General features: G+C 68.4%; 31 protein-coding genes. 17 read left to right on the top strand and 14 right to left on the bottom strand.

Features of this window, described 5'->3' with window-relative positions; translation table 11 throughout:
- The first annotated feature begins 142 nt into the window (after positions 1–142).
- Together DFR72_RS33785 and DFR72_RS33780 are read left to right on the top strand one after the other, a co-directional pair.
- Positions 143–784 carry a Rossmann-fold NAD(P)-binding domain-containing protein gene (locus DFR72_RS33785; RefSeq protein ID WP_090070099.1) on the top strand — a complete coding sequence of 214 codons (642 nt, stop codon included), beginning with the start codon at positions 143–145 and terminating at the stop codon, positions 782–784.
- Positions 781–1,170, top strand: a complete 390-nt coding sequence (locus DFR72_RS33780; protein ID WP_090070100.1) for a hypothetical protein — start codon at positions 781–783, stop codon at positions 1,168–1,170. The genes DFR72_RS33785 and DFR72_RS33780 overlap by 4 nt, the downstream gene beginning before the upstream one ends.
- Here DFR72_RS33780 and DFR72_RS33775 read toward each other — a convergent pair.
- The 4 genes from DFR72_RS33775 to DFR72_RS33760 all read right to left on the bottom strand — a co-directional run bounded on the left by DFR72_RS33775 (position 1,157) and on the right by DFR72_RS33760 (position 3,661).
- Positions 1,157–1,714 (bottom strand): isochorismatase family protein, encoded by a 558-nt coding sequence (locus tag DFR72_RS33775; protein ID WP_090070102.1) that lies wholly within the window; start codon positions 1,712–1,714, stop codon positions 1,157–1,159. The two genes, DFR72_RS33780 and DFR72_RS33775, sit on opposite strands and share 14 nt — an antisense overlap.
- A 74-nt stretch (positions 1,715–1,788) precedes the next feature.
- The gene (locus DFR72_RS33770; RefSeq protein WP_090070103.1) at positions 1,789–2,691 is read right to left on the bottom strand and encodes a GlxA family transcriptional regulator; all 903 of its coding nucleotides are present in this window, start codon (positions 2,689–2,691) and stop codon (positions 1,789–1,791) included.
- On the bottom strand, positions 2,688–3,236 hold the full coding sequence (locus DFR72_RS33765) for a cysteine hydrolase family protein (protein WP_090070105.1): 549 nt from the start codon (positions 3,234–3,236) through the stop codon (positions 2,688–2,690). Before DFR72_RS33765 ends, DFR72_RS33770 begins: the two co-directional genes overlap by 4 nt.
- An 83-nt stretch (positions 3,237–3,319) precedes the next feature.
- Positions 3,320–3,661: a DUF2203 domain-containing protein gene (locus DFR72_RS33760; protein ID WP_090070106.1), complete on the bottom strand. Its 342-nt coding sequence runs from the start codon at positions 3,659–3,661 to the stop codon at positions 3,320–3,322.
- Between the two features lie 27 nt (positions 3,662–3,688).
- On the opposite strand from DFR72_RS33760, the gene DFR72_RS33755 reads away from it, so the two are divergent.
- Complete coding sequence (locus DFR72_RS33755; RefSeq protein ID WP_090070108.1) at positions 3,689–4,561, top strand: oxidoreductase; 873 nt, start codon at positions 3,689–3,691, stop codon at positions 4,559–4,561.
- On the opposite strand, the gene DFR72_RS33750 is transcribed toward DFR72_RS33755, so the two are convergent.
- Entirely contained in the window at positions 4,548–5,291 is a 744-nt protein-coding gene (locus DFR72_RS33750; protein ID WP_090070110.1) for an ABC transporter permease, read from the bottom strand. The two genes, DFR72_RS33755 and DFR72_RS33750, sit on opposite strands and share 14 nt — an antisense overlap.
- Positions 5,288–6,196, bottom strand: a complete 909-nt coding sequence (locus tag DFR72_RS33745; protein ID WP_090070111.1) for an ATP-binding cassette domain-containing protein — start codon at positions 6,194–6,196, stop codon at positions 5,288–5,290. The genes DFR72_RS33750 and DFR72_RS33745 overlap by 4 nt, the downstream gene beginning before the upstream one ends.
- A 77-nt stretch (positions 6,197–6,273) precedes the next feature.
- On the opposite strand from DFR72_RS33745, the gene DFR72_RS33740 reads away from it, so the two are divergent.
- The 5 genes from DFR72_RS33740 (at position 6,274) to DFR72_RS33720 (ending at position 10,501) form a co-directional block, all read left to right on the top strand.
- Positions 6,274–6,957, top strand: a complete 684-nt coding sequence (locus DFR72_RS33740; RefSeq protein ID WP_090070113.1) for a TetR/AcrR family transcriptional regulator — start codon at positions 6,274–6,276, stop codon at positions 6,955–6,957.
- Entirely contained in the window at positions 6,954–7,484 is a 531-nt protein-coding gene (gene mobA, locus DFR72_RS33735) for a molybdenum cofactor guanylyltransferase (protein ID WP_090070114.1), read from the top strand. Before DFR72_RS33740 ends, mobA begins: the two co-directional genes overlap by 4 nt.
- A gap of 61 nt (positions 7,485–7,545) precedes the next feature.
- Positions 7,546–8,595: an AAA family ATPase gene (locus DFR72_RS33730; RefSeq protein ID WP_030481847.1), complete on the top strand. Its 1,050-nt coding sequence runs from the start codon at positions 7,546–7,548 to the stop codon at positions 8,593–8,595.
- Between the two features lie 62 nt (positions 8,596–8,657).
- On the top strand, positions 8,658–9,539 hold the full coding sequence (locus tag DFR72_RS33725) for a DUF58 domain-containing protein (protein ID WP_090070483.1): 882 nt from the start codon (positions 8,658–8,660) through the stop codon (positions 9,537–9,539).
- Positions 9,536–10,501, top strand: coding sequence for a VWA domain-containing protein (locus DFR72_RS33720; protein ID WP_090070116.1), 966 nt, complete (start codon positions 9,536–9,538; stop codon positions 10,499–10,501). The genes DFR72_RS33725 and DFR72_RS33720 overlap by 4 nt, the downstream gene beginning before the upstream one ends.
- On the opposite strand, the gene DFR72_RS33715 is transcribed toward DFR72_RS33720, so the two are convergent.
- The 5 genes from DFR72_RS33715 to DFR72_RS33695 all read right to left on the bottom strand — a co-directional run bounded on the left by DFR72_RS33715 (position 10,486) and on the right by DFR72_RS33695 (position 15,415).
- Entirely contained in the window at positions 10,486–11,019 is a 534-nt protein-coding gene (locus DFR72_RS33715; protein WP_090070117.1) for a dihydrofolate reductase family protein, read from the bottom strand. The genes DFR72_RS33720 and DFR72_RS33715 overlap by 16 nt on opposite strands.
- Positions 11,016–11,879, bottom strand: a complete 864-nt coding sequence (locus DFR72_RS33710; protein WP_090070119.1) for a TAXI family TRAP transporter solute-binding subunit — start codon at positions 11,877–11,879, stop codon at positions 11,016–11,018. The genes DFR72_RS33715 and DFR72_RS33710 overlap by 4 nt, the downstream gene beginning before the upstream one ends.
- Complete coding sequence (locus DFR72_RS33705) at positions 11,876–13,180, bottom strand: sensor histidine kinase (protein ID WP_090070120.1); 1,305 nt, start codon at positions 13,178–13,180, stop codon at positions 11,876–11,878. The genes DFR72_RS33710 and DFR72_RS33705 overlap by 4 nt, the downstream gene beginning before the upstream one ends.
- Positions 13,181–13,840 carry a response regulator transcription factor gene (locus tag DFR72_RS33700; RefSeq protein ID WP_090070122.1) on the bottom strand — a complete coding sequence of 220 codons (660 nt, stop codon included), beginning with the start codon at positions 13,838–13,840 and terminating at the stop codon, positions 13,181–13,183. It abuts the gene before it with no gap.
- A gap of 147 nt (positions 13,841–13,987) precedes the next feature.
- The gene (locus DFR72_RS33695; protein ID WP_143086893.1) at positions 13,988–15,415 is read right to left on the bottom strand and encodes a tyrosine-type recombinase/integrase; all 1,428 of its coding nucleotides are present in this window, start codon (positions 15,413–15,415) and stop codon (positions 13,988–13,990) included.
- Positions 15,416–15,767: 352 nt separating this feature from the next.
- On the opposite strand from DFR72_RS33695, the gene DFR72_RS45905 reads away from it, so the two are divergent.
- From DFR72_RS45905 to DFR72_RS33675, 4 genes are all read left to right on the top strand, one after another.
- Entirely contained in the window at positions 15,768–15,941 is a 174-nt protein-coding gene (locus tag DFR72_RS45905) for a hypothetical protein (protein WP_170176529.1), read from the top strand.
- Positions 15,938–16,180, top strand: a complete 243-nt coding sequence (locus tag DFR72_RS33685; protein WP_090070126.1) for a protein-tyrosine phosphatase family protein — start codon at positions 15,938–15,940, stop codon at positions 16,178–16,180. Before DFR72_RS45905 ends, DFR72_RS33685 begins: the two co-directional genes overlap by 4 nt.
- Positions 16,181–16,354: 174 nt before the next feature.
- Positions 16,355–18,229 (top strand): AAA family ATPase, encoded by a 1,875-nt coding sequence (locus DFR72_RS33680; protein WP_143086894.1) that lies wholly within the window; start codon positions 16,355–16,357, stop codon positions 18,227–18,229.
- A 414-nt stretch (positions 18,230–18,643) separates the two neighbouring features.
- The gene (locus DFR72_RS33675) at positions 18,644–19,594 is read left to right on the top strand and encodes a hypothetical protein (protein WP_143086895.1); all 951 of its coding nucleotides are present in this window, start codon (positions 18,644–18,646) and stop codon (positions 19,592–19,594) included.
- Between the two features lie 12 nt (positions 19,595–19,606).
- Here the strand turns inward: DFR72_RS33675 and DFR72_RS33670 are convergent, their stop codons facing one another.
- Entirely contained in the window at positions 19,607–20,044 is a 438-nt protein-coding gene (locus DFR72_RS33670; protein ID WP_143086896.1) for a hypothetical protein, read from the bottom strand.
- 104 nt (positions 20,045–20,148) lie between these two features.
- Between DFR72_RS33670 and DFR72_RS33665 the strand changes: the two genes are divergently transcribed.
- Positions 20,149–20,454 (top strand): hypothetical protein, encoded by a 306-nt coding sequence (locus tag DFR72_RS33665; protein ID WP_090070132.1) that lies wholly within the window; start codon positions 20,149–20,151, stop codon positions 20,452–20,454.
- A 194-nt stretch (positions 20,455–20,648) separates the two neighbouring features.
- Here DFR72_RS33665 and DFR72_RS33660 read toward each other — a convergent pair whose 3' ends face one another.
- Positions 20,649–21,104 (bottom strand): hypothetical protein, encoded by a 456-nt coding sequence (locus DFR72_RS33660; RefSeq protein ID WP_090070134.1) that lies wholly within the window; start codon positions 21,102–21,104, stop codon positions 20,649–20,651.
- 49 nt (positions 21,105–21,153) lie between these two features.
- Between DFR72_RS33660 and DFR72_RS33655 the strand changes: the two genes are divergently transcribed.
- Complete coding sequence (locus DFR72_RS33655; protein ID WP_143086897.1) at positions 21,154–21,891, top strand: hypothetical protein; 738 nt, start codon at positions 21,154–21,156, stop codon at positions 21,889–21,891.
- 146 nt (positions 21,892–22,037) lie between these two features.
- On the opposite strand, the gene DFR72_RS33650 is transcribed toward DFR72_RS33655, so the two are convergent.
- Positions 22,038–22,394, bottom strand: a complete 357-nt coding sequence (locus DFR72_RS33650) for a hypothetical protein (protein ID WP_090070138.1) — start codon at positions 22,392–22,394, stop codon at positions 22,038–22,040.
- A 286-nt stretch (positions 22,395–22,680) separates the two neighbouring features.
- On the opposite strand from DFR72_RS33650, the gene DFR72_RS33645 reads away from it, so the two are divergent.
- The 3 genes from DFR72_RS33645 (at position 22,681) to DFR72_RS33635 (ending at position 23,986) form a co-directional block, all read left to right on the top strand.
- Complete coding sequence (locus DFR72_RS33645) at positions 22,681–22,884, top strand: hypothetical protein (RefSeq protein WP_143086898.1); 204 nt, start codon at positions 22,681–22,683, stop codon at positions 22,882–22,884.
- Between the two features lie 4 nt (positions 22,885–22,888).
- Positions 22,889–23,203 carry a hypothetical protein gene (locus DFR72_RS33640; RefSeq protein WP_090070141.1) on the top strand — a complete coding sequence of 105 codons (315 nt, stop codon included), beginning with the start codon at positions 22,889–22,891 and terminating at the stop codon, positions 23,201–23,203.
- Between the two features lie 96 nt (positions 23,204–23,299).
- A complete protein-coding gene (locus tag DFR72_RS33635) occupies positions 23,300–23,986 on the top strand; it encodes a hypothetical protein (protein ID WP_090070143.1) in 687 nt (228 codons plus the stop codon).
- Positions 23,987–24,228 lie beyond the last annotated feature (242 nt).

Raw genomic sequence — 24,228 nt, 5'->3', positions numbered from 1 at the left:
ACGCCCGTGGTGGTCAGCCGGAGCAATTCTTCACGATCCCGCGCCGACAACGTGACCGGCCGCTTCAACTGGGAGGCCATGACAACAGCCTCCCATCCAAAGACTCCATAACTAAGCAGCGACACGCTACTAGTTTGATGCGGTGAAGATCGTGGTGTTCGGTGCGTCCGGCATGGTGGGTCAGGGCGCGTTGCGCGAGTGCCTGCTCGATCCCGCGGTGAAATCCGTTGTGACAGTGGGACGTTCGCCGTTGAGCGCGAGCGATCCGAAGCTGCGGCACGTCGTGCACGCCGACTTCGGTGACCTGTCGCCGATAGCATCAGAACTGGCCGGCGCTGACGCGTGCTTCTACTGCATGGGTGTGACCTCCGCGGGTCTGACCGAGGCCGAGTACACGCCCGTGACGCATGACTACGCGCTGGAGGCCGCACGGGTCGTCGGCGGCACCTATGTGTACGTGTCCGGTGAGGGCGCGGGCGCGGACAGCAAGACGATGTGGGCGCGAGTGAAGGGGCGCACGGAGAACGAACTGCTGGCGCTGGACCGGCCGGTGTTCGTGCTGCGGCCGGGCTTCATCCAGCCGCGGCACGGGATCACGTCGCGCACTCGCATCTACCGGTACGTCTACTCGTGGTCCTCGTGGCTGTTCCCGGTGCTGCGCAAGGTGGCGCCGAAGTACGTCACGACCACGGAACTCGTGGGACGCGCGATGGTGGCGCTGGCCAAGGGCGCACCCGCGGAGCGCGTGCTGCGCAGCGACGGGATCAACCGGGTGGCGGGATGACGCTCGAAGAGGCGATCCGCGAGTACCAGGAAGACGGCTACGAGGTCACGCACGTCGTCGCGTCGGTGTGCGGCGGCTGTGGCGGCACGTCGTTCATGGTGCAGGTGACCGAGGACCAGGCGATGCGCCGGACCTGTCTCGGCTGCGGCCTGGCGGAGTTCATCGGCGACTCCGACGAGCACTGGGACGAGGACGACGCGGAGGAGTGCGAGTGCACGTGCGGCGGCGAGGAGTTCGCCGCCGCGCTCGGGTCGTCGTGCCGTCCGGACGGCGAGGTGCGCTGGCTGACCGTCGGGCTGCGGTGCCTGAAGTGCGGGCTGTGCGGCGTGTACGAGGACTGGAAGATCGACTACATGCCCAGCACTCACCTGATCACGCGGGCTTGAACGCGTCCTCGGTCTTCACGACGCCTGCGCTGCGGCCGGGCGCGGTGTGGTTCTCCCAGTAGAGGTTGGTGTGGGCGATGACCTTGTCCGGCGTGGGGGCGCCGTACTCCGACAGGTCTTCGGTCGTGTGGGCGTCGCTGACCAGCAGGGCGTCGTAGCCGCGCGTGATGGCGCCGTGCAGCGTCGAGCGGATGCACTCGTCGGTCTGCGCGCCGGACACCACGAGGCTGCCGATTCCCTTGCCCGCCAGCACTTCCTCCAGGTCGGTGGCCTCGAACGAGTCGGCGTAGGTCTTGTGCACCACCGGTTCGCCGTCGGCGAGCTTCAGCTCGGGCACGAACTGCCAGCCGTCGGACTCCTTGGGCATGTGCTCGGCGTTGCTGTGCTGCACCCACACGACGTCGACGCCGGCCGTGCGCGCCTTGTCGACGAGGGCGGCCACGTTGGCCACGACCTCGTCGCGGTTGTGGGCGTGGTTCACCACGCCGTTCTGCACGTCGATCACGAGCAACGCGGTGTTGGGGCGGTTCGCCAGAGTCGTCACGCGGCACAGCTTAGGCCGGTTCCGATGGCGTGCAAGGGTGTTCCGTCACCTGTGGACGGCCGCACGCGTGCGGCTCAGCGGGAACGCAATCTGCGCAACATCCGGGCGTCTTCGAAGCCGACGTTGCGCGCCGCCGTCTCCACCGTGGCGCCCTGACCTATCAGGTGTTCGGCTCGTTCGACGCGCAACGCCTGTTGGTACTTCAACGGCGTCATGCCCGTCGCACGGCCGAACAACCGCGTCACGGTCCGTTCACTGCACCCGGCGTGAATGGCGAGTTCCGAGAGAGAAAGGCGCTCGGCGAGCCGTGACTCGATGACGTCCTGAATGCGGTGCACCGTCTCGTTGATGTGCGACCGATGCCGCATCAGCACACTGTCTTGCTGGTCGTCGCCGTTCCTGCGCGCGTAGATGACCATCGTCCGCGCGATCGCAGCGGCCACGGCAGGCCCATGACGCACGGCGACGAGATGCAACGCGAGGTCGATACCGCTCGCGATGCCCGCAGACGTCACGACCCTGTTGTCCTCCACGAACAAGACGTCGCGCACGACGTGTGCGGCCGGATAGCGCCGTGCGAGCTCCTCCTGCAGTTCGTGATGCGTGGTGCAACGCCGTCCGTCGAGCAAACCCGCGCGCCCCAACGCATCCGCACCGGCACACACACTCGCAACCGTGCCGCCGCCGTCGTGGTGCGCGCGCAACCACGCCATCGCGCGTTCGCTCAAATGACCGGTCCCCACGATCTTCGGCGACCGCCACCCCGGCACGAACACGAGATCGTCCGCCGCGAGAGAGGGGAACTCACGCGACGCACCGAGCGGCACGCCCTGATGACTGAGCACGGTGTCCGTGTCGCCCACGTAGGACAACTCGTACCCGTTCACGAGATCGGCAGCGCTGGAGAACACCTGCGCCGGCCCCGCGAGGTCGAGCAGGTGCAGTCCAGGTACGAGCAGGAAGACGACTCTGGTCACGATCCGGTCAGCGTAGCGACGTCCGAGATCCGCGCGAACCGGCCGGCCAGGACGTACTCGGTGCGCTCGATGATCTCCTCGACCCCGAGCACCTTCCCGGTGCGCCAGTGCGGCAGCGGCGTGGTCGCGGTCGCGTCCGTCACGAACGTCATGCCGAACCCGAGGTCCGACCCGACCCGCGTGGTGGTCTCGCAGCACTGCTCGGTCCGGATGCCGCTGATCAGCAATTCCCGCACGCCCCGCGTCGTCAGCGTCTGCTGCAGGTTCGTCGTGGTGAACGCGTTGTGGGCGGTCTTGGTGAGCACCGGCTCGTCGTCGAGCGGCTTCAGCCCGTCGATCAGCCGCACGTGCCCGAGCGCGGGGTCGAACACGTTGCCGGAACCGGGCTCGGAGTGCAGCACCCACACCACGAGGTCACCGGCGTCACGGCTCATGTCGACCAGCCGGTTCACCTTGCCGACGACGTCCGGGTTGGACACCTCGGCCCAGTTGGGGCGCTGGCGGAAAGACTCCTGCACGTCGATGACGATCAATGCTCGCTTCATGGTCCCCAGCCTCGTCGGCCCGAAGGGCGGGGGACAGGCACGACCCGGCCGGGGAGCGGACGTATCCGGTCACCGCGTGAAGATCACAGCGGGCGGCGGCCGGCGAAGCCCAGATCCGTCCGGTGGTACCAGTTCAGCTCACGGTCACCCTCGAGCCAGCACAGCAGCACCGGCACACCGTCCACCTCCGACGGGAAGTCCACGAGCAACGGAGCGAAGCCCTTCAGCTCCGCCCCGGTCCGCTGCACCGCCTCCATCAGCTCGTCCAGCCGGGCCTGCGCGGCCTTGAACTCCGGCAGCCCGCCCAGCGCGGAGCCCCCGACGGCCAGCTCGGCGGCGTCGGCTCGCAGGCGCACGATCTCGTCGAGCACGGGCAGCAGCCGTGCGAGTTCGGCCCGGGCATCGGAGAGCGTGAACAGTCCCACGGCGCCAAGGCTGGCACAGTGGGAGGAATGACGTGGCGACTGGGTGACCTCACCGTGAACCGGGTCGGGTTCGGTGCGATGCGACTGCCGCAGCGGGGGACGGCGTTCGACCGCCGGGCCGAGCCGCGTGACCGCGGGCAGGCGATCGAGGTGCTGCGCAAGGCCGTCGAGCTCGGGGTGAACCACGTCGACACCGCCGCCTTCTACTTCTCCGCCACGCGGTCGGCGAACGAGCTGATCAACAGCGCGCTCGCGCCGTACCCGGAGGACCTGGTGATCGTCACCAAGGTCGGGCCCGGCCGCACGCCGCAAGGGGAGTGGCTGCCTCTTGCGACGCCGGAGCAGCTCAAGGGCCAGGTCGAGGAGAACCTGCGGCAGCTCGGCCGCGACCACCTCGACGTGGTCAACCTGCGGATCAGCGGCCTGGACGACCTCAGCGAGCACTTCGGGCGGCTCGCCGAGTTGCAGCGCGACGGGCTGGTCCGGCACCTCGGGCTGTCCAACGTCAAGCCGCACCACCTCGACCAGGCACAGCGCGTCGCCGAGGTCGTGTGCGTGCAGAACTCCTACGGGCTCGGCCACCACCCCGAGCAGGACGACTTCGTCGGCGTGTGCCGGGAGCGCGGCATCGCGTACGTGCCGTTCTTCGCTCTCGCCGGCGCCAACCAGGAGGCCGGGACGTCGGCCGAGGACGACGTGGTCACCGAGATCGCGCACGCCCGCGGCGCCACGCCCGCGCAGATCAGGCTGGCGTGGACGCTGGCGCGCGGGCCGCACGTGCTGGTCATCCCCGGCACGGGTGATCCGGCGCACCTGCGGCAGAACGTCGAGGCGGGCGAGATCGGCCTCACCGCGGACGAGCTCACCCGCCTCGACGCCGCGCACCTCAGCGGCGGTTGATCCGGCCGAACAACCAGGTCGACCAGCCGAACGCCGCGACCAGCAGCCCGCCGGACCACGCCAGCGCGAGCCAGCCCGAGGACACGGGCTGGTCGTCCAGCAACGCCCGCACGGTCTCGATGACCGGTGTGATCGGCTGGTGTTCGCTGACCGGGCGCAGCCAGGACGGCATCGTCTCCACCGGCACGAAAGCGCTGCTCAGGTACGGGATGAACAGCATGAAGAACCCGAGCAGGCTGGCCGACTCGACGCTCCGCGCGACCACGCCGAAGCCCGCCGCGAGCCACGACAGCGCCAGCACGTAGAGCAGCAGCACGCCCATCGCCAGCACCCATCCGACGGGCGACGCGGCCGGCCGGAAGCCCATCAGCAACGCGACCAGGACCACCGCGAACGTCGCGAGGGCGTTGCGGGCCACCGAGGCGACGACGTGGCCGGTCAGCAGGGAGAACCCGTTGATCGGCATCGAGCGGAACCGGTCGACCACGCCCTTCTTCATGTCGTCGGTCACCGACATCGCGGTGGACGTGGCGCCGTACCCGGTGGACAGCACGAGAATGCCGGGCACCACGTAATCCACATAGGACTGGACGGAGCCGATCGCGCCGCCGAACACGTACACGAACAACGCCATCATCAGCACCGGCAACACGATCGCCATGATCACGAGGTCGAAGTTGCGGCGGCTCAGCCGGATGCTGCGGCCGATCATCGTCAGCGAGGCGGTCATGCGGCCACCGCCGTCAACGAGGTGAACACGTCGTCCAGCGTTGGGCGGTGCGTGGACACCCGCAGCACGTCCACCCGTGCGGCCAGCACGTCGTCCAGCACGCGGTGCAGGTGGACCGCGCTGCCGTCGGACGGCACGCTCAGCGTCATGCCGTCGGCGGTTCCGCCGGTCACGGCCTTCGCACGCAACGCGTCCTCGGCACACGAGAAGGTCAGGTCCAGGCGGGTGCCCCCGACCGAGTTCTTCAACGCGTCCGCGCTGCCGTCCGCGACGACGCCCCCGTTGTGCAGCACCACGATCCGGTCGGCGAGGCGGTCGGCCTCCTCGAGGTACTGGGTGGTGAGGAAGATCGTCACGCCGTCGCGCACCAGGTCCCCGATCGCGTCCCACATCGTCGTGCGGCTGACCGGGTCGAGGCCGGTGGTCGGCTCGTCCAGGAACAGCAGCCGCGGCTGTGCCACCAGGCTCATGGCCAGGTCCAGGCGCCGGCGCATGCCGCCGGAGTAGGTGCGCACCCGCCGGTCCGCCGCGTCGGTCAGGCCGAACCGCTCCAGCAACTCGAGAGCCCGTGCGCGAGCCGCCGGCCTCGCGAAACCGCGCAGGCGGGCGATCATGACCAGGTTCTCGCGCCCGGTCTGCTCCTCGTCCACCGCCGCGTACTGCCCGGTCAGGCTGATCACGCCGCGCACGGCGGGTGCCTCGCGCACCACGTCGAACCCGCACACCTGTGCCGTGCCGCCATCGGGCCTGGTCAGCGTGCTCAGGATGCGGATCGTGGTCGTCTTGCCGGCACCGTTCGGCCCGAGCAGCGCGAGCACGGACCCTTCCGCGACCTTCAGGTCCAGGCCGCTGAGCACGGTCGCGGACCCATACCTCTTCGTCAGACCCTCTGTCTCGACGATCATCGAACCCCCTTTTATGCGTACCTCATACGCAAAACCTGGATTAGCGTATGTCATACGCATCTGTTTGACTAGAGGGCATGAAGAGGGGGCGCAAGCCGACCATCGACGCCGCCGACATCACGCGTGCTGCCATCGCGGTCGCGGACGCCGAGGGGCTCGCCTCCGTGTCGATGGCACGCGTCGCGCAGGAGATGGGCAACGCGACGATGGCCCTCTATCGGCACGTGAAGAGCAAAGACGAGTTGCTCACGTTGATGGCCGATGCCGCGATGGACGAGCCACCCCCGTTGCCGGACGGCGACTGGCGTGACCAGCTCGGCTTCTGGGCGAAAGCGGTGCTCAAAGCCATCCGCAGGCGCCCGTGGTTCCTGCAGATCCCGATCAGCGGGCCGCCGACCGGCCTGACGAGCCTCGCGTGGCTCGACAGCGCGCTCGGTGCACTCCGGGACACGCCGCTGGAGGCGGGGGAGAAGGTCGGCGTGGTGATGGGCCTGATGACCTTCGTGCACGGCGAGGCACGGCTGGGTGTCACGCTGGCGCAGGGCTTCGAGGACGATCCCGCGGCGTTCGGCAGCCAGTACGGCAAGGCTCTGCGCGAGATCGTCGACCCGCGCCGGATGCCCGCGCTCGCCGAGGTCCTCGACTCCGGGGTGTTCGACCTGGACGACGTGGCCGCGGCCGAGGACGTCGAGGCGGAGTTCGACTTCGGTCTGCACCTGTTCCTGGAGGGCGTCGCCACGCACATCGGAGGCAGGGCATGACGTACGCGGTGATCATCCTCGCCGGCGGCACGGGCGAGCGGCTCGGCGGCGTCGACAAGGCCGCGCTGTCCTATCGGGACGCGACGCTGCTCGACCACGTGCTGTCCGTTGTGGACGACGCCGCGCAGAAGGTCGTCGTCGGCCCGGAGAAGGACCTGCCGGGCGTCGTCTGGGCACGCGAGGACCCGCCGGGAGGGGGACCGCTCGCCGGTCTGGCCGCCGGACTGGCGAAGATCACCGAGGACTGGGTCGCGGTGCTCGCCGTGGACCAGCCCGGACTCACCGCGGACACCATCGCGAGGCTGCGCGCCACCGGCCGCAACGCCGTGCTCAAGGACGACAGGGTGCAGTGGCTGATCGGGTGCTGGAACGCCGCGGACCTGCGCGCGGCCCTACCCGGGGATCCGCGGAACCTGCCGCTGCGCAAGACTCTTCTGAGGCTCGACCCCGTCGAGGTGTCCGCTTTGCCCGGTGAGGCGAGGGACGTCGACACACCCGCCGACCTGGACACCCTTCACAGCGGTTGAACAGGCGGACAGTAAGACTGTTCAACGATCGGTAAACCCTGTTCCGCATGGAGGCCCGCACGTGACCGAGCCCGCCGCCGAGGCAACGCCGAACGCATCGGCGCCCGTCACCCCGGCTCGTGATGCCCAGCTGCTCGAACGCACCGTGTTCGAGGTGAAGCGGGTGATCGTCGGCCAGGACCGGCTCGTCGAGCGGATGCTCGTGGGTCTGCTGGCCAAGGGCCATCTGCTGCTCGAAGGTGTGCCGGGCGTCGCCAAGACGCTCGCCGTCGAGACGTTCGCCCGCGTGGTCGGCGGCTCGTTCTCCCGCGTGCAGTTCACGCCCGACCTGGTGCCCGCCGACATCCTCGGCACCCGCATCTACCGCCAGTCCACCGAGACGTTCGACGTCGAGCTCGGTCCCGTCGTCGCGAACTTCGTGCTCGCCGACGAGATCAACCGCGCGCCCGCCAAGGTGCAGTCGGCGATGCTCGAGGTCATGGCCGAACGGCACGTCTCCATCGGTGGCCGCACGTTCCCGATGCCGAACCCGTTCCTGGTGCTGGCGACGCAGAACCCGATCGAGAACGAGGGCGTGTACCCGCTGCCCGAGGCGCAGCGCGACAGGTTCCTGTTCAAGATCCAGGTCGAGTACCCGACCGCCGAGGAAGAGCGCGAGATCGTCTACCGCATGGGCGTCGAGGCGCCCACGCCGAGCCAGGTCCTCTCGCCCGAGGAGCTGGTGCGCCTGCAGGGCGTCGCCTCGCGCGTCTTCGTCCACCACGCGCTCGTCGACTACGTGGTCCGCCTGGTGATCGCGACCCGCGCGCCCGGCGAGCACGGCCTCACCGACGTCGCCGGCTGGGTCGCCTACGGTGCCTCGCCGCGCGCGTCGCTCGGCATCATCGCCGCTGCTCGTGGCCTCGCGCTCGTGCGCGGCCGTGACTACGTGCTGCCGCAGGACGTCGTGGACGTCGTTCCGGACGTGCTGCGCCACCGCCTCGTGCTCTCGTACGACGCGCTGGCTGACGGCGTGCCGATCGACCACATCATCACCCGAGTGCTGCAGATCGTGCCGTTGCCGCAGGTGTCGGCCCGTCCGCAGCAGCCGGTTCCGGCTGGTAGGCCGTGAGCAGGGACAAGGCCGAGGAGGAGCGCCCGTCCTGGGCGCCGCCCGTCCTGCGCGGCGTCAAGATGGAAGCCGCGCTGCGCATGCTGGAGCTCGAGGTCCGGCGCCGTCTCGACGGCCTGCTGCAGGGCAACCACCTCGGCCTCGTGCCGGGGCCGGGGTCCGAACCGGGCGAGGCCCGCACCTACCAGCCCGGCGACGACGTGCGCCGGATGGACTGGGCGGTCACGGCCCGCACGACGATCCCGCACATCCGCGAGACGGTCGCCGACCGCGAGCTGGAGACGTGGCTCGCGATCGACCTGTCGCCGTCGCTCGACTTCGGCACCGCCGCGTGCGAGAAGCGTGATCTGGCCATCGCCGCGACGGCCGCGGTCGCGCACTTGACGCGCGGCGGCGGCAACCGGATCGGCGCCGCGGTCTCGACGGGTGCGGAGAACGTCCGCATCCCGGCGCGCGGAGGCCTGGCCCACGCGCGCGGCATGATCCGCAAGATCGCCGAGATCGACCGGGCACCCGAGGGCACCCGCGGCGACCTGGCCGCGTTGCTCGAACAGCTGCGCCGCCCGCCGCGCCGGCGCGGCCTGATCGTGGTGATCTCCGACTTCCTCGGCGAGATGGAGTGGCAACGGCCGTTGCGCGCGCTGTCCGCGCGCCACGACATCGTGGCCATCGAGGTCGTCGACCCGCGTGACGTCGACCTGCCCGAGGTCGGCACCGTCGTGCTGTCCGACCCGGAGAGCGGGCGGCAGCGCGAGGTGACCGCGTCCGCGTTGCTGCGCAAGGAGTTCAACGCCGCGGCCGCGGAACACCGGGGCGAGGTGGCGGCGGGCCTGCGGCGCGCGGGCGCCGGGCACCTGGTGCTGCGGACCGACTCGGACTGGATCGCGGACACGGTTCGTTTCGTGGTGGCGCGCAAGCGCCGCTGGTCTGGGGGTGTCGCATGAGCTTCTCGAACTTCGTCGCCCCGTGGTGGTTCCTGCTGCTGCTCGGCGTGGCGCTGCTCGCCGCCGGATACGTGGTGGCGCAACGGGTCCGCCGCAAGCGGGTGCTGCGGTTCACGAACCTGGAGCTGCTGGAGAAGGTCGCGCCCAAGCGGGAACGCTGGTCGCGCCACGTCCCGGCGGCGTTCCTGCTGGCCGCACTCGCGTTGCTGACGGTCGCACTCGCCGGCCCGACGTCCGAGCAACGGGTCCCGCGCAACCGGGCGACCGTGATGCTCGTGGTCGACGTGTCGCTGTCGATGAAGGCCACCGACGTGAAGCCGTCGAGGCTGGAGGCCGCGCAGGTGGCCGCCAAGTCCTTCGCCGAGGGCCTCACCCCGGGCATCAACCTCGGCCTGATCTCGTTCGCCGGCTCGGCCACCGTGCTGGTCGCGCCGACCACCGACCGAGTCGCCGTCACGCAGTCGATCGACGGGCTCAAGCTCGCCCAGTCGACCGCGACCGGTGACGCGCTGGTGGCCGCGATGGCGTCCATCGACTCGTTCGGCAAGGTCGTCGGCGGCGCCGAGGGCCCACCGCCCGCCCGCATCGTGCTGATGACGGACGGCAAGGAGACGGTGGGCACCCGCAAGGCGTTCGACGCGGCCGAGGACGCGAAGAAGGCCGGCACCCCGATCTCCACGATCTCGTTCGGCACCGAGGAAGGTGTGGTCGACATCGAGGGGCGGCAGCAGTCCGTGCCCGTCGACGACGACTCGATGAAGGAGATCGCGAAGATCTCCGGCGGCGAGTTCTTCAAGGCCGCCTCCGCCGAGGAACTGCGCCGCGTCTACGACACGCTCGGCGAGCAGATCGGCTACGAGAAGAAGCAGGCGGACGCGTCGAAGCCGTGGCTGTTGCTCGGCACGATGACGGCGATGTTCGCCGCCGCGGCGGCCTTGCTGCTGGGTCAGCGCCTGCCGTAGATCAGCTCGACCACACCTGTTCCGAACGCCCTGGTGCTCTCGAGCGCCAGGGCGATCGGCTTCTTGAAGAACGGCGTGCCCTCGCCGATCGCGACCGGGTTCAGGTAGAGCCGCACCTCGTCGATCAGGTCGTGCTCGAAGAACGAGCCCACCAGCTGCGCGCCGCCGACCATGCTGTCGCCCGGGAGCGCCCTGATCTCGTCCGGCACGACCTCGCGCTTCACCGTGGTGTTCCACTCGGTGGTGTCCAGCGTCCGCGAGTAGACGATCTTGGGCATGTCCCGCCAGATCCGGCCGAAGTCGTGCATCGGCCGCGGCCACTCCGGGTGGTCGTCGGTGTGCGGCCACGCTTCGAGCATCGTCTCGTGGTTGCGGCGGCCGTCGATGAACCTGGTCATCCGCGCGAGCCCGTAGTTGAAGTGCTCGTGCAGCTCGTCGTCGACGACGTGCCAGCTGATGTCGTGGCCGGGGCCCTCCATGAACCCGTCCAGCGAGACCGACGCCATCGTGATGATCATCCGTGCAACCTCCGGTACTCCGCTGCCGCACCTGGGTGCAGGGGCACCTTGCCCGTGTCGATGAGACTGCGCACGTCGAGGTACTGCGTGCCGAGTGCCTGCTGCGGCACGAGTTCGGCGGCCCTGCCCACGAGCAGCCGCACGACGGCACCCGCGTACTCGGTGCTCAGGTCGGGGCGGCACACCAGCAGGTTCGGGGTGCCGATCGTGGGGACGTCGACGGGGGAGCCGTAGACGCCCATGCGGACGTCCACGCGTTCGTAGACCTTGCCGTAGTCCTGGCGCAGCCTCGGCAGGAAGCCGTCGAGCGGCAGCAGCCTGATGCCGCTGGCCTTGTCGAGCTCCGGGGTCGGAACGCCGCCGGACCACAGCAGGGCGGCGATCTCGCCCGCCTTCAGGGCGTCGACGGCGTTGCGCAGCGGGTAGTGCTCCTCCTGCACGCCCAGGGCGAGTCTGGAGCCCTGCAGTGCGGCGCCGGAGCCGTCCGCGCCCAGGGACACGGGCCTGCCGACCAGGTCGGCCGCCGTCCTGTACGGCGAGGACTGCAGGACGACGAGCTGCAGGTAGTTCTCGTAGACGCGGCCGAGTGCGACGAGGCCGGGTTCCATGTGGGCGCTGTCGCTCAGGGAGAGGCCGATGTCGGCGCCGCCGTCGCGCAGGTGCTCCAGGTTGTCGGCGCTGCCGCCGGTCTCGACCGGGGTGATGGTCAGCGGGCTGGGTGCCAGGCGGGAGAACAGCGCGGCGAAGTCGTTGTAGAAGCCGCCGGGTTCGCCTCCCGCGATCCTGATCGTGCCGTCGGGTTCGCTCGTCCCGCACGCGGTGAGGGCGAGTGCTCCGAGCAGGAACGTCCGGCGCCTCACAGCAGCGGCTCCTTCGGCAGTTCCACCGTCGCGACGAGGCCCTTGTCGGTGCGCAGCCGCAGCTTTCCGCCGTGCGCGGTGACGATGCGTTCCGCGATGGCCAGGCCCAGGCCGGTGCCGCGGCGGGAGTCGTCGCCGCGCCAGAACCGTTCGGTGGCGCGTTCTACGTCCTTTTTGGATAGACCAGGGCCGTTGTCCCGCACGGTCAGGGTGGCGCGGTCGCAGATCACGGTGACCTCGGTGCCGCCGTACTTGATGGCGTTGTCCAGCAACACGTCCAGCACTTGCGCGAGGTCCGACACCGCGCACCGCACGAGGCCGGGCGCGCGGTCGTCGACGGTGATCGTGACGCCGTCGGCCTGAGCCGCCGCGCGCCAGGCGTCTACGCGGTCGTGCGCCACGACCTGCAGGTCGGCGAGTTCGGGTTCGATGCCGCCCGCGGCGCGTTCGGTGGCGGTGCTCTCGGCGGAGGCCAGCGCCAGGAGACCGTCCAGCAACGACTCGAGGCGTTCGACCTCGGTCAGCAGCGAGCCGTTGGACGGAAGCATGTCGACGCGCAACCGGAGTGCGGCCATGGGGTTGCGCAGCTGGTGCGAGGCGTCGGCGATCAACCGCCGTTGCTGGTCGGCGGCCTCGGCGACGGCGTCGGACATGCGGTTGAACGACTCCGACAGCGCCCGCAGCTCGGCCGGGCCGGCGGTGTCGGCGACGTGGGTGCGTCGCTGCCCTTCCGCGACCGCGCGGACGCCCCGATCCAGTTCCTTGAGAGGCCGCAGCAGCCAGCGGGACACGACGAGGGCCAGCAGCACGCACGCGCACGCCGCCAGCAGCGCCCCGGCCAGCACCAGAGCCCAGCGTCGTGCGACGTCCAGAGCGGCCACGCGCGTCGAGGCCCGCAGCACCACGGCACCCGCGACCTTCGTGCCGATGCCGACGGGCCGGGCGAACAGGACGTCGCCACCGCTCCACGGCAGCACGGTCGGCGCGGGCGCGGCGGGCTGGTTGCGCAACGCGGCGTCGATCTGCGCGGACACGTCCTGCGCCGTCATGCCCGACTCGACGACGGGTGTGCCGGACGCGTCGACGACCACGATCTCCTCGCCGTACACCTCGGCGTACCGCTCCGCCTCGGACACCACGACGTCGACGGGCAGCGTGGCGAAGCGGTCCAGGTCGGCGGTGCGGCTGATCACGAACTGCTGGGTGCGCTCCGAGGCCGTGCTCATCAGCAACGGGAAGGCGAACGCCGTGACGGCCGACAGCGAGAACAGCAGCAGCACCAACAGAAGCCGTTGCCGCATCTATTCACCGAGCCGGTAGCCGAAACCGCGGATCGTGTGCAGCAGCCCCGGCCGGTCGAGCTTGGCGCGCAACTGCGTGAGGTGGACGTCGAGCGTGCGTGACACCGCCACGAACGCGTTGCCCCACACCTCGTCCATCAGCTGCTGCCGGCTCACCGCCGTGCCGGGCCGGCGCGCCAGCACCGCGAGAACTTCGAACTCCTTGGTGGTCAACGAGATCTCACGCCCGCCGACCACGACCTGACGGCTCTGCAGGTCGATCTCCACATCGGACACCCGCACGAGCTCGTCCGGTTCCTGCGACCGGGCGGCGCTGCGCCGCGCCACCGCGTCGATGCGCGCCAGCAACTCGGCCAGCCGCACCGGCTTCACCAGGTAGTCGTCCGCGCCGAGCCGCAGCCCGCGCACCACCGTGCGTTCGTCGCCGCGCGCCGTCAGCACGAGCACGGGCACCGGGTCGATCTTGCGGAGCTTGCGCAGCACCTCCAGGCCGTCCTGGTCGGGCAGGCCGAGGTCGAGCAGCACGACGTCCGCGTCGCGGTGCGCGATCAGGGCGTCAGCGCCCCTGCGCACGCGGGAAGGCCGGTGCCCGTTCGCCCGCAACGCCTCCACCAGGGCGTCCGCGACTCCGTCGTCGTCTTCGACCAGCAGCACCCGCATGGGAGCAGTATCGCCCCAGAAGGTCGTTTCTGTGGTGTGCCGACGCGCTTAAGTGACTGTAAAGATCCCGTCGTCCACGTACGTTCGGCGGCGTCGCAGCGCGTCCACGTAGTTGCAGGTAGACGGGTCGCGCGTCGCGGCCGTCGTCTAGCTCCGTTCACGCTCGTTCGCCGACGTCTGTTCCACGACCGTTCCGTTCGCGCCGAACACGAACGTCTCGATCGTCTCCGCTGCCTCGTCGTGCTTGGCCAGCCGCACGTGCGTGTAGATCTCCGTCGTGATGCGCGTCGAGCTGTGCCCCAGCTGCTCGCTGACCAGCTTGACGTTGAGGTCGGCCTCGAACGCCAGCGTCGCGGCGGTGTGGCGACCGTCGTGAAATCGGATCACGGGGAGGCCGAGTCCGCGCGCCGCCTGCTTGAACTCCTCCCTCACCTTCGGCGGCGGAACGGGGAAGCCGTCCGGCCGCGCGACGACCCAGTCCTGGTCGGGTGTTTCGCCGCCTCGCCACGCCGCACCAGCGGCGAGACGTTCCTGACGCTGGCGAGCCTTCAGCTTGCGCAGCGCGTCCGCCGTGCCTCGGTCGATCGTCACGACGCGCGCGCTCGACTCAGTCTTGGTCTTGCCGAACGCGATGACCCCCTGGCGAGGTCGGGTGTAGCGCATCGTGCGCTTGATCTCGACGCGCCGGTTGTCGAGGTCGACGTCGGCCCACTGCAAGCCGCACAGCTCGCCGCGTCGCAGGCCGCGCAGCAGCACGACGCGGAAGGCCGCGCCGAGCCGGTGCTCCTGCGTTCCCGCGACGAACGTCGCGACCTGGGCCGGATCCCACACCCTCGCGCGGGTTGACTTGCCGGGCTGCTGGAACTCGATCTCCTTGGCAGCGTTGAAGCTCACGAGCCGCCGCTTGATCGCGGCGCGCAGCGCCATGGACAGGACGCCAACGAGCTGGGCCGCTGCGGTCTCGCCGATGAGCACCTGCCGTTGGCGCGCGTCCAACGGATCGCTCGGAACCCGCGTCTTGGCCTGCTTCGCCTCGCGGATCACCTGGTTGCGCCGGTCGACCCAGTCGAGCATCGCCGCAACGTGCGAGCCGCGCAGCCTATCGAGCGGGATCTCCCCGATGTGTGGCTTCAGCAGCCGGACGCGCAGCTTGTACAGGTCGAGCGTCGCGGTGCCCGCGCGCCGTTTCGAGGCAACCCACTCGTCGAGCCAGTCGCCGACCGACATCGACGGCGCGATGGGGTCGATCCCGACGCCGAATTTGGCGCGGACCTCGTCAACGGACGGCAGCGTGCCGCCGCGCCGTGACTTCCCGATCACCGTGTCCGCGATTCGTCGCTGGACGCGGTCGTCCGTCTCGGCGACGGCGAGCAGCTCGCGGACGTGCTCCAGAGCGGCCGTCGCGGCCGTCTGAGTGGGGAAGCCGCCACGCTTGACCTGGACGTCGTCGCGCTCGGTCGCGTCGACTCGGATCGCGTAGTACCACGTCTTGTGGTTGCGCGCGGTGGGTCTCTGGCAGTCGTCCTTGCCGCCGGGGCAGTCGCACCACCACGCCACGGAGCCACGTTGTCTCATCGCACCCATTTCCGTTCACTCGAAGCGAATTCAAAATGCTTGAGTATGACTATATCCGGAATCGAGACTTATCTTTTTGTTCTCGTTCGTCCACGCACGTTCCGCGTCGTCCCGGTGCATTCTGGAAATGCACCGCGAACGCGGTGGCAGCGCCCGGTGCTACGATTGTCGTTGCGTCCAGCGTGGAGGCGGACAGGCAGCACGGATCAGATCCGCCCCCTCTTGCGAGACAGTCCCGGCACCGTTCCGGGCGACCTCAGGCCGCGTCGCGCTAGCGGTGGTGCAGTTCCACGGAGCATCCCGAGGCGACGCCCGAGACGCGATCCGCAGTGAGAGCTGCGCGGAGGTCGCGATGACGGGTCGCAAGAACCCGAAGAAGGTGCTCGCCGGTCGGATCGGCGGTAGCGCCAAGAGCAAGAACGCAGAGCTGGAGCAGCGCACTCGGGACGAGCTTGCCCGCCTTCAGACGGAGTTGGCCGAGGCCGTTGAGGCTGTGCTGGCCTCAGCCGAGGAGCGGCTGTCGTGAGCGCCCGCCTGCGCCCCGAGTGGACACCCTGCGACGTCCGCGAGCACTGCGCGAGAAACGTCACGACGAGCGTTGAAGTTGCCGGAGAGATCCTCGGCATGAGTCGTTCGGCCGCGTACGCCGCGATTCACCGCGACTCGTTCCCGATTCCCGTCATCAAGGTGTCCCAGCGCCGCTGGGTCGTGCCTACGGCCGGGCTGCTGCGGGTTCTCCAGCTGGACGTCGCTCCAACGCCGTAAACGCGAATCGCGCCCGCCCCTTGGAATGGCTTCCGGGGCGGGCGCGTATTCGACTTTGTATCGCGACTTTCGCAAACCGTTCGAACTCAGGAGAGGCAACCTCTCGTGCTGAATTCTACAACCGTGTCCTCACCTGATGGGGAAAAGCAAGGGCCTTACGGCCTAGGTGCGCAGGTGTACCTAGGCCGCGGCTGGGTCGCGCCGTTGCCGTGTGACTTTCCGAGGCCGGGATCGGTTCCGGGTGGGTTCTCGGGTTATAACGGCGTCGACCCGAATCAGTCGCAGGTCGACGCGTGGATCGCGACGCCCGATCGAGGTAACGCGAACCTCGGGCTACGTATGCAGGACGGCACACTCGGGATCGACGTCGACTGCCACGACGGTAAGCGCGGCTGCGAGTTGTTGGAGTACGTCGAGCAGTTCACCGGCCAGCTGCCGAAGACGTGGTACTCGACCGCACGCAATGACGGCTCGCGCCACCTGATGTATCGCGTTCCCAGGAGTATGGAGTGGAAGTCCGAGATCACCGAGAAGATCGATGGCGTCCAGGTTAAGGGCATCGAGATTCTGCGCCCGCACCACCGATGGGCGCGCGCATGGCCGTCGCTCAACCCTAAGACTGGCCAGCCAATCCACTGGTACACGCCGGAGGGCGTCGTTAGCACGGTTCCGCCTCGGCCGGATGACCTCGCGGAACTGCCTAGTGAATGGGTTGACTACCTCAAGAGTAAGGAGCGCGGCGAGCGCGGCACGTTCGAGTTCACGGACGAGAAGTTCAACTGGTCACAGTTCAACGTCGAAGACGACTCGATTCCCGAGGGAAATCAAAACGAGTTGCTATTCAAGGCGCTGTCGAGCGCGCGAGCGGGCTCGAAAGACGCGCTGACCTTTTTGGCTGTCCAGCTGGTCCGGAAGTTCGAGGGCGTTCCCGAACACCCGAAGGGTGACTGGGACGCGAAGTCAATCCTCGGCGTCGTTGACCAGGTCGTGAAGTACGCGCCGGGCACGTCTGTCGTCGTCGCCCCCGAGCTAAAGCAGTGGGCGCAGCAGGTCGACGCCGCCGTGCTCGACGGCTGGCTCGACGTGACCGAGCTGGACCGCCTGGTGACGCCGTCGTACCTCGTGAAGGGTCTACTTGACCGCCCGGTCGTCGCGCTGCTGCACGGCGACGGCGGCGTCGGCAAGTCGTTCATGAGCTTGGACGTCGCGCTGCACGTCGCGCTCGGTCGCGAGTGGCGCGGCGCGCGCGTTCGCCAGGCACGCGTCGCGTACGTGTATACCGAGGGACCGGCCTACGCGACGCGGCGCGTCCACGCGTGGTGCAAGGTCAACGAGTCACCCCTGGACGACCTGAAAGGCCGCCTGCTGGTCTACCCCCGGCCGCTGGATCTGCTGGGGCCTAGCGAGCCTCTGGAGGCCTTCGCGACGTGGGTTCAGAAGGCCGGCGTCGGCCTAGTCGTCTTCGACACGTTCCGGCGCAACACCGTCGGCGGCGACGAGAACTCAGCGAAGGACGTGTCGAAGGCTCTGCACTGGGCCAGTCGGGTCGTCCAGTCAGACGCCACGTGCTTGATCATCCACCACGACAACAAGTCGGGTGGCTACTCGGGAAACACCGCGCTTCACGGTCACGTCGACACGCGGATTCACCTGACGCGTCACGAGCACGACGAGTCGGTCATCTGTGTCGAGTCCGAGAAGGAGCGCGAGTCGGCGCGCGCAGGCGTTTTGTACGGGCGGCTGGAGTCGGTCCAGTTGGGCGTGGACGAAGACGGTGACGCGTTCGGCTCGGCCGTTTTCGTGGAGGCTCACGAACCCCAACGAGTGGCGACGCCGCAGGGATTCGTCAACGCGGTGAAGCTGGAGGAGGAAGTCCAGAAGTTGCTGGACATCGTCCAACGCAAGCCCGGCTGCTCGACGCGACACATCCGCGAGAGCCTAGGTGTGCAGGTTGCGCGCGCTCCCTACGTCATTGAAGTGGCGGTCGAACGGGGGTTGATTCGCGTGGAAGACGGTCCTCGCAAGTCGCAACTTCACTACGAAGTTTGAGTGGTTCCGAGTGGTTCCGAGTGGTTCCGGAACCACTCAACGCGACTGGTTCCGAGCGCGTACGTAGTAGCGCTCGGAACCAGTCGTTGGAACCAGTCGCGCAGAGATCGACTCCGGAACCAGTCGATGTAACTAGAAGGAGAAGCAAATGAATTTAGGTGGGCTGGAAGTCTCACCGGTAGAGGCAGCGGCGACACCCACCTTCCGCCCTCTCGCCGCCGTCTACCGTAAACGTGGTTGACCGTGCGGCGTCGGGTAGTCGGTTGGTTACCCAAGCCGCGTGCCGCGATCGACACGTGGTGAATTGCGATCGATCCCGTGTTCCGCAGTCGTTCCAGTGATCCCCAAAGACGCAGGTAGAACACGTATTCCTAAACGTGTAGTTAAGGACGAAATCGACTGAGAGGATGGCTGGTGGCTGGACGACCGAACGCGATTCCGCCCGTGAAGTGCGCCGCGCACGGCCGCAAGACCAAGAGGCCCTGCGGCAAGCACGCCGTGCCTGGTGCCGTCGTCTGCGAGCTGCACGGTGGCAAGGCGCAGCAGGTTGCGGAGAGGGCACTGGACCGGCTGACCCTGGCCGAGATCATCCGAGGCGATCCGCGTCCGCTGCACGTCGCGCTCGCCGACGCACTCCATACCGTTGACGCCGCGTTCGTCGACACCAAGTTGCGCGTCACGGCGTCCGGTGACGAGCTGACGGCCGACGAGCTGGATCGGCTGCTTGCTTCGGCGGAGCGCGTGGTCCGCCACGCCAGCGTGGCGATCAAGACCGGCGCTATCGAGAAGATTGCCGAGAGCTACGAGCGCAACACCAAGTTGGAGGGGCAGCTTGCTGCGGAGGTGATTGGCCGTGTCCTGGACGCGTTCGCGCGCGGTGTCGGCCTCGACCTCGAACCGGTACACCGCGTGCGGTTCCAGCAGGAGCTGCGCGAGTGGGCGCTGGAGTCTGCAACCTTGGCTCTGTCCACTGTGGACTCGAAAGGCTCCGGAGACGACGTCACCGTGCCGCCTCCGCCGCTGGCCGGCGTCGCGTTCGTGACGGTCGAACCCGCGTCGAGCCCGACCGCTCAGACATCCTCGACGAGCGCCAACGCGTCCGACGGCGAACGCCAACGGACCGGCGCGACGAGCCCGTCTACGTCCCGCTCGTCGGCGTCTGCGGACGTCCCCGCGGCTACCGTGGCCGACGAGTCGAACGAGCCACTGGACGCGGAGCTGGTGGACGAGCCGCTGGACGCCGAGCTGGTCGAGCCGAGCACGCCCCCGGCCGCGTCACCGCCACAACCCCGGACGGGCTGGCGGCCGAGCGGCTTGCCGAACCCGTGGCGGTACGGCAGTCCCTACACGCGGTCGATCGGTTAGCCGCCCTGCTTCTCACTCGCTGTGGTACAGCTCGTCGGTCCCCAGGTCCCCCCTGGCTGCCTCCACAAACAAGTCGAGGTCGGTTCGGAACTGCTTGAGCAGCTCGTCCGGGTTCTTTTCGGCGTGGTCCTCGTAGTAACGCGCGATCTTGCCAGCAGTTTGGGTGAGCTCGAAGTACAGGTTGGCTACATCCGGACTGCACAAGAGCCGCATCGTCACGAACGGGGGCGCCATCTCGCCGACAAGCCGGTACATCATTTCCGCGTTGCCGCCGGCTTCGACGAGCTTCCCCACGGCTAGGAGGCCGGACGCGTACGCCTCGCGGCGGAGCTCAAGGTTCTTCGCCGCCTTGGCGTGGCGAGCGGTTGAGAACGGGTTGAGCCACGCCGCGAAGAGAGCGCCGCCGAAGCCGAGGGTCGCGCCGATCAGTGCGGCGGTTGGTGCGTCCACGCGGGTCTCCCTGAACGTGAGTGGCTGGCGGGGCGCGTCACTGCTAACGCTCAAGTGCCGGATGCCGAATCTACATTCACCACGACGACACGCGGAGGACGACGATGGCTCGTAGCGGCAGGTACCCGTACGAAGAGAAGCGCAAGATCTCTGCGCTCGTGAGGTCGCTTAGCGCCCTGGTTGAGAAGGATCCCGAGCAGGAGGTCACCGGCTTCGCCCTGCCGGTGTTTGATGCCGTCGTCGAGGCAGTTCGGGCCGCGCTGCCGAACGACCCAGTCGTCGAGGCTGTACGCGGTGTCATCTCACCCGAGCAGATCGAGCTGGGTGAGCCGATCCGCGCGGCGGACGCTCTGCTCGTCGCGGAGCAACTCGACGCCGCGATCGGTCCGTACCCGATCGTGGTCGGCTAGCGATTCCAGTCGTACTGCGTCGTTGGAACAAATTCTGGGCAGACGATGAGCTGAAGATTTGGAAGGCCGCGCTCGCGCTGTTCCTCATCGCCGCGTTCTGGATCGTCGTCGTTTCTGGTAGGTTGGCGCTTATCTTCTTCGTGGTGACGTACCTCGGCACGCTGGTTGAGATATTCCTTGGTCCCTAGATTGGGTCAGCGGTCGAGTTGGTCCACGCCGATGTGAGCGCGGATGTTGCTCATGAAGCTCGTCAACCGTCCGACGAACTTTTGGGTCACCTCGCTAGAAGGGGTGTTGTCGCGCTGTCCGTTAGCAAAAGCAGTCGTCAGATTGGCGAGTTCTGCGTATTCGTTAGCGAGGGTGTCATTGCCTAGCAACGACAGCTGCGGCACGACTTGGCGCATTTTTAGGCCGATCTGCTCTAATGCATCAGGCGTGAAATCTGAAGCGAATACTGAGCTGGCGAGCTGTAGCGCTGTGACGTAAGTGTCCCGCCGCATCTTTAGGAGCTCGGTCTCCCTGGCTCGCTTCGCCGTCATGTGAGGGTTTAGCCACCCAACGCCGAGTGCGACCAGACCCGTGACGGTCGAGCTGACACCGGCAGAGATGATGGCGGCGGTTGCGGCGTCCACGGACTCCTCCAGGATCACGAAGGGACTTGAGGTTACATTCGCCACCTGGTCTAGGAGGTGTCGACACGTGGCGCGTTGCCTGATGTGTGGGAGCGACGGCGAGCTTTCCCGTGAGCACGCGATCCCCGCGTGGATCGGTCGCGAGTTGAACACGACGAGCGAGCCGGTGGGGCACCGCTACGAGGGGTTCCCCGGTAGCGGCATCTCGCGGGAGTGGACGGCCAAGTGCATCGACATCAAGGTCAAGAAGATCTGCAAGACGTGCAACAACGGCTGGATGTCCCGGCTTGAGAAGGAAGCCGAGCCCGTCCTCACACCGCTGATCCAGGGCACGTCGCGAGCTGTGACCACGGTCGAGTGCAAGCTGATCACCCGCTGGTTCCTCAAGACCATGCTGATGCTGGAACTTGCCGGCGACCGCACGCAGCGCGTCGCGCTGCCTACTCACGAGGACTGGGTCCGGGCCGGTCACCTGCCTCCCGACGTCGCGCTGTGGCTCGGGGCCGCGCGACGACCGTCCGGGACGGCTACGGGAGGACGTCTCGTGAACGTGCGCCTCGGCGAGCGGGAGGGACCCGGCTGGCTGTTCGCGCTCGTCGTCGGGCACCTGGTGCTCGTCGCGTTCGGTGCTCCCGAGGGACTTGGCCAGTCCGCGCTAACGGCTCCGCTGTCAGGCGCTCTCACCCGGCTCTGGCCGTCGCCGCCACTCGTCGCCGCGTTCCCGCCGAGCGTACGCCTTGGCAGGAAACAGGTTCCGCTCATCGTCGACCTAGTGCATCAGTCCCTTCCGTCCCGCTTGCCGTAGGAGTGGACGTGTGCGTCTACTTCGGATTTGCAGGGTGCGGAATGGCGCGTCGCGCAGAGGGCGAGTGCACGACGCGCCACTTCCGGTGGGGCGTTACACGCTGGACCAGCCTTCGCCAAGCTGAACCTCGGGCTGCGACTCGGCCATCACTCGACTCCGACTACTCCCGGAACGTCGACCAACGTCACCCGATGGGGTTTTCCGTCCTTCCAGCCGATATTCGCTAGGAGGTCGTGAACGCGGCGCCAGGCAGCCTCGGCGCTTGCTTCCTGGTCTTGGACGTTTCGCTCGACGTTAACGGTCATGATCAGGTAACCACCACCATCGGTGTCTGCGTCAGCGGCGAACCTGCTGACGTCGAACCCGGCATGCCACACCACGATTAGTGCCGTTCGCGTGATGTCGAACATCCCCAGCGTCGGGCCGTATTCCTCGTGTACCTGGAACTCCACGCGAACTTCACGCTCGTAGTCATTCAAGATCGCGAGGCCTTGTGTCACCATAGTCGTACCTCTCACTCGCTGGCGTCGCACCGGTTGGGGGACGCTCGGTGAGGAAGACTAGGAACGTCGATTCGCACGATGCCGTTCGCGCGGCGGCGTACTGCGTGACCTGCGGAGACGCACCGCTGGCTGCCCGTCAAACCGCGTAGGCATGCCTTGTGGCCTGGCGAAACAGGTCCGGCAAAGAGTCCGCTGTGGATTAATCCACTGTGGACTTGCGGATATACAACCGCACCTCTACCTGGTCGAATTGCCGTTGTATACGTCGAGAGCGGGTGAGGTGCTGGTGCGATCTGAACGTGACACCACGATTCCGGTGCAGACCCGCATGACGACGTCCCTGGTCGCGAACGTGGATCGCCTGGCGGTCGAGTTCCACCTGACTCGCGGCAACGTGATCACGCTGCTGGTCGCGGCCGCAGTCCAGCGGGAAAACGAGCTGCTGGCCACGTACCGGGCGCTGACCGCGTCGGCTCGAGAGCGGAGGTGACCTGATGCCGACCACCCAGCGAGGTCACGACCTCGTGTCCCTACTGGACGGCGTGGACGGCTGCGTGTCCGGCGTCTTCACGCGCGACTACGCCTGGCGCAGCTCCGGCACCTCCTACGTGACCGTCGAGTTTGTGGCGGATGGCATCGAGTTCGAGGGGCGGTGGGTTGTCTTCCGTAACCCGGCGTTCATTGAGACGTGGAACTTCGGTGGTTACCCGAGCAGCCATGCGCAGGCGAAGTCGTTCAGAGGACTGCACCGCGTCGCGGCGAGTCGCGTCCGGGAGATCACCTACGACCGCGCCAACTGCGTGACCTGACTCAGACCCGGTGGCCTCCCGGTTGTGCTGCTCCGCCCCGGCGGAGCGGAGGCCACCCACTACTACCGGCGACGCGGTGGACGAGAGGACCGACACGTGGCGAAGTTGAACCCCAACCGGCGGACGCGCGCCTACGGCGAGTGGCGCGCGGCGCAGCGCGCCGAGGCGCTGCAACCCAGCGCGTGCGCCGGGAGACTGCGTGACTGGCTCGACGGAGCCGGGTCCGCTCTCGACCCGGAACTCGTTGGCGCGCGGCTCAACGGCCTGCGCGCGGTCGCGACCCTGGCGGAGCGCATGTTCCCGACGGCGCGCGAGGTTCTCGGCGCCGCTGTGATCGCCGCCGCGACCGGGCTGGAGCTCTCCGTGTGCTGCCGCTGGGGTCGCGCCCAGCGGTACGCCCGCGTCCACCAGCTCCCCGTGCCGCAGTACAGCGCGGACCTCGTGCCGCTGCTGGGTCGTCCGTGCAACGCCTGCGTGCAGCGCTGGCGGCGTGAGACGAGGGCTCGCGTCAACGCCGGCAAGACCGTTCGCCACGCGACCGTCCAGCGGGCGAGCGCGACCGCGCGAGCGGGCGTCTCGGCGGTCGGAACCCGGCCGCTGGAACGCTTCCACAACTTCAGCAGCAAGTGGTGCGGGCTCTGCCACGAGGCAGTGGAGCGAGGCCTGGTGGCCAGCGCGCTGCCGCAGCACCCGCGCATGTACGCGTTGCCACCCGACCTGCGCCGCCTACTGGACAACGCGACGAGCGTCCGGCACGCGACGTCGGCGAGCAGGCGGTCGTGATGACCGCCCGGCGGACGGTTCGCCGCTGCTGCGCTGACTTAGCACGCAGGGATGCTCGCGATCATCGGCTAACCGCGGAACTCCACGCGGAGTGGGCGCAACCCGAGGGCACGCAGCCGGGTGGTCTGGCCGAGCGCCTGGGGCGTCTGCGCCGCCGACGTGGCGGCGGTCGGCGGGCGGGTGGCACGTGTTGACCACGCTGCGCTGCCGCGTGTCGGGCAGACGTCCAACGCGTCAGATCA

The organism is Lentzea flaviverrucosa (assembly GCF_003350445.1).
Taxonomy (GTDB): Bacteria; Actinomycetota; Actinomycetes; order Mycobacteriales; family Pseudonocardiaceae; genus Lentzea; species Lentzea californiensis.
The sequence above is the reverse complement of the archived record's forward strand: the minus strand, read 5'-3'. Positions and strand labels throughout refer to the sequence as shown.

Coding starts and splice junctions, on each gene's coding strand:
- DFR72_RS33740 (WP_090070113.1), top strand. CDS start 6,274: ATGAAGAGGGGGCGCAAGCCGACCATCGACGCCGCCGACATCACGCGT.
- DFR72_RS45905 (WP_170176529.1), top strand. CDS start 15,768: ATGACGGGTCGCAAGAACCCGAAGAAGGTGCTCGCCGGTCGGATCGGC.
- DFR72_RS33695 (WP_143086893.1), bottom strand. CDS start 15,415: ATGAGACAACGTGGCTCCGTGGCGTGGTGGTGCGACTGCCCCGGCGGC.
- DFR72_RS33700 (WP_090070122.1), bottom strand. CDS start 13,840: ATGCGGGTGCTGCTGGTCGAAGACGACGACGGAGTCGCGGACGCCCTG.
- mobA (WP_090070114.1), top strand. CDS start 6,954: ATGACGTACGCGGTGATCATCCTCGCCGGCGGCACGGGCGAGCGGCTC.
- DFR72_RS33745 (WP_090070111.1), bottom strand. CDS start 6,196: ATGATCGTCGAGACAGAGGGTCTGACGAAGAGGTATGGGTCCGCGACC.
- DFR72_RS33720 (WP_090070116.1), top strand. CDS start 9,536: ATGAGCTTCTCGAACTTCGTCGCCCCGTGGTGGTTCCTGCTGCTGCTC.
- DFR72_RS33715 (WP_090070117.1), bottom strand. CDS start 11,019: ATGATCATCACGATGGCGTCGGTCTCGCTGGACGGGTTCATGGAGGGC.
- DFR72_RS33650 (WP_090070138.1), bottom strand. CDS start 22,394: ATGGTGACACAAGGCCTCGCGATCTTGAATGACTACGAGCGTGAAGTT.
- DFR72_RS33765 (WP_090070105.1), bottom strand. CDS start 3,236: ATGAAGCGAGCATTGATCGTCATCGACGTGCAGGAGTCTTTCCGCCAG.
- DFR72_RS33705 (WP_090070120.1), bottom strand. CDS start 13,180: ATGCGGCAACGGCTTCTGTTGGTGCTGCTGCTGTTCTCGCTGTCGGCC.
- DFR72_RS33725 (WP_090070483.1), top strand. CDS start 8,658: ATGGAAGCCGCGCTGCGCATGCTGGAGCTCGAGGTCCGGCGCCGTCTC.
- DFR72_RS33665 (WP_090070132.1), top strand. CDS start 20,149: ATGGCTCGTAGCGGCAGGTACCCGTACGAAGAGAAGCGCAAGATCTCT.
- DFR72_RS33755 (WP_090070108.1), top strand. CDS start 3,689: ATGACGTGGCGACTGGGTGACCTCACCGTGAACCGGGTCGGGTTCGGT.
- DFR72_RS33780 (WP_090070100.1), top strand. CDS start 781: ATGACGCTCGAAGAGGCGATCCGCGAGTACCAGGAAGACGGCTACGAG.
- DFR72_RS33750 (WP_090070110.1), bottom strand. CDS start 5,291: ATGACCGCCTCGCTGACGATGATCGGCCGCAGCATCCGGCTGAGCCGC.
- DFR72_RS33640 (WP_090070141.1), top strand. CDS start 22,889: ATGCCGACCACCCAGCGAGGTCACGACCTCGTGTCCCTACTGGACGGC.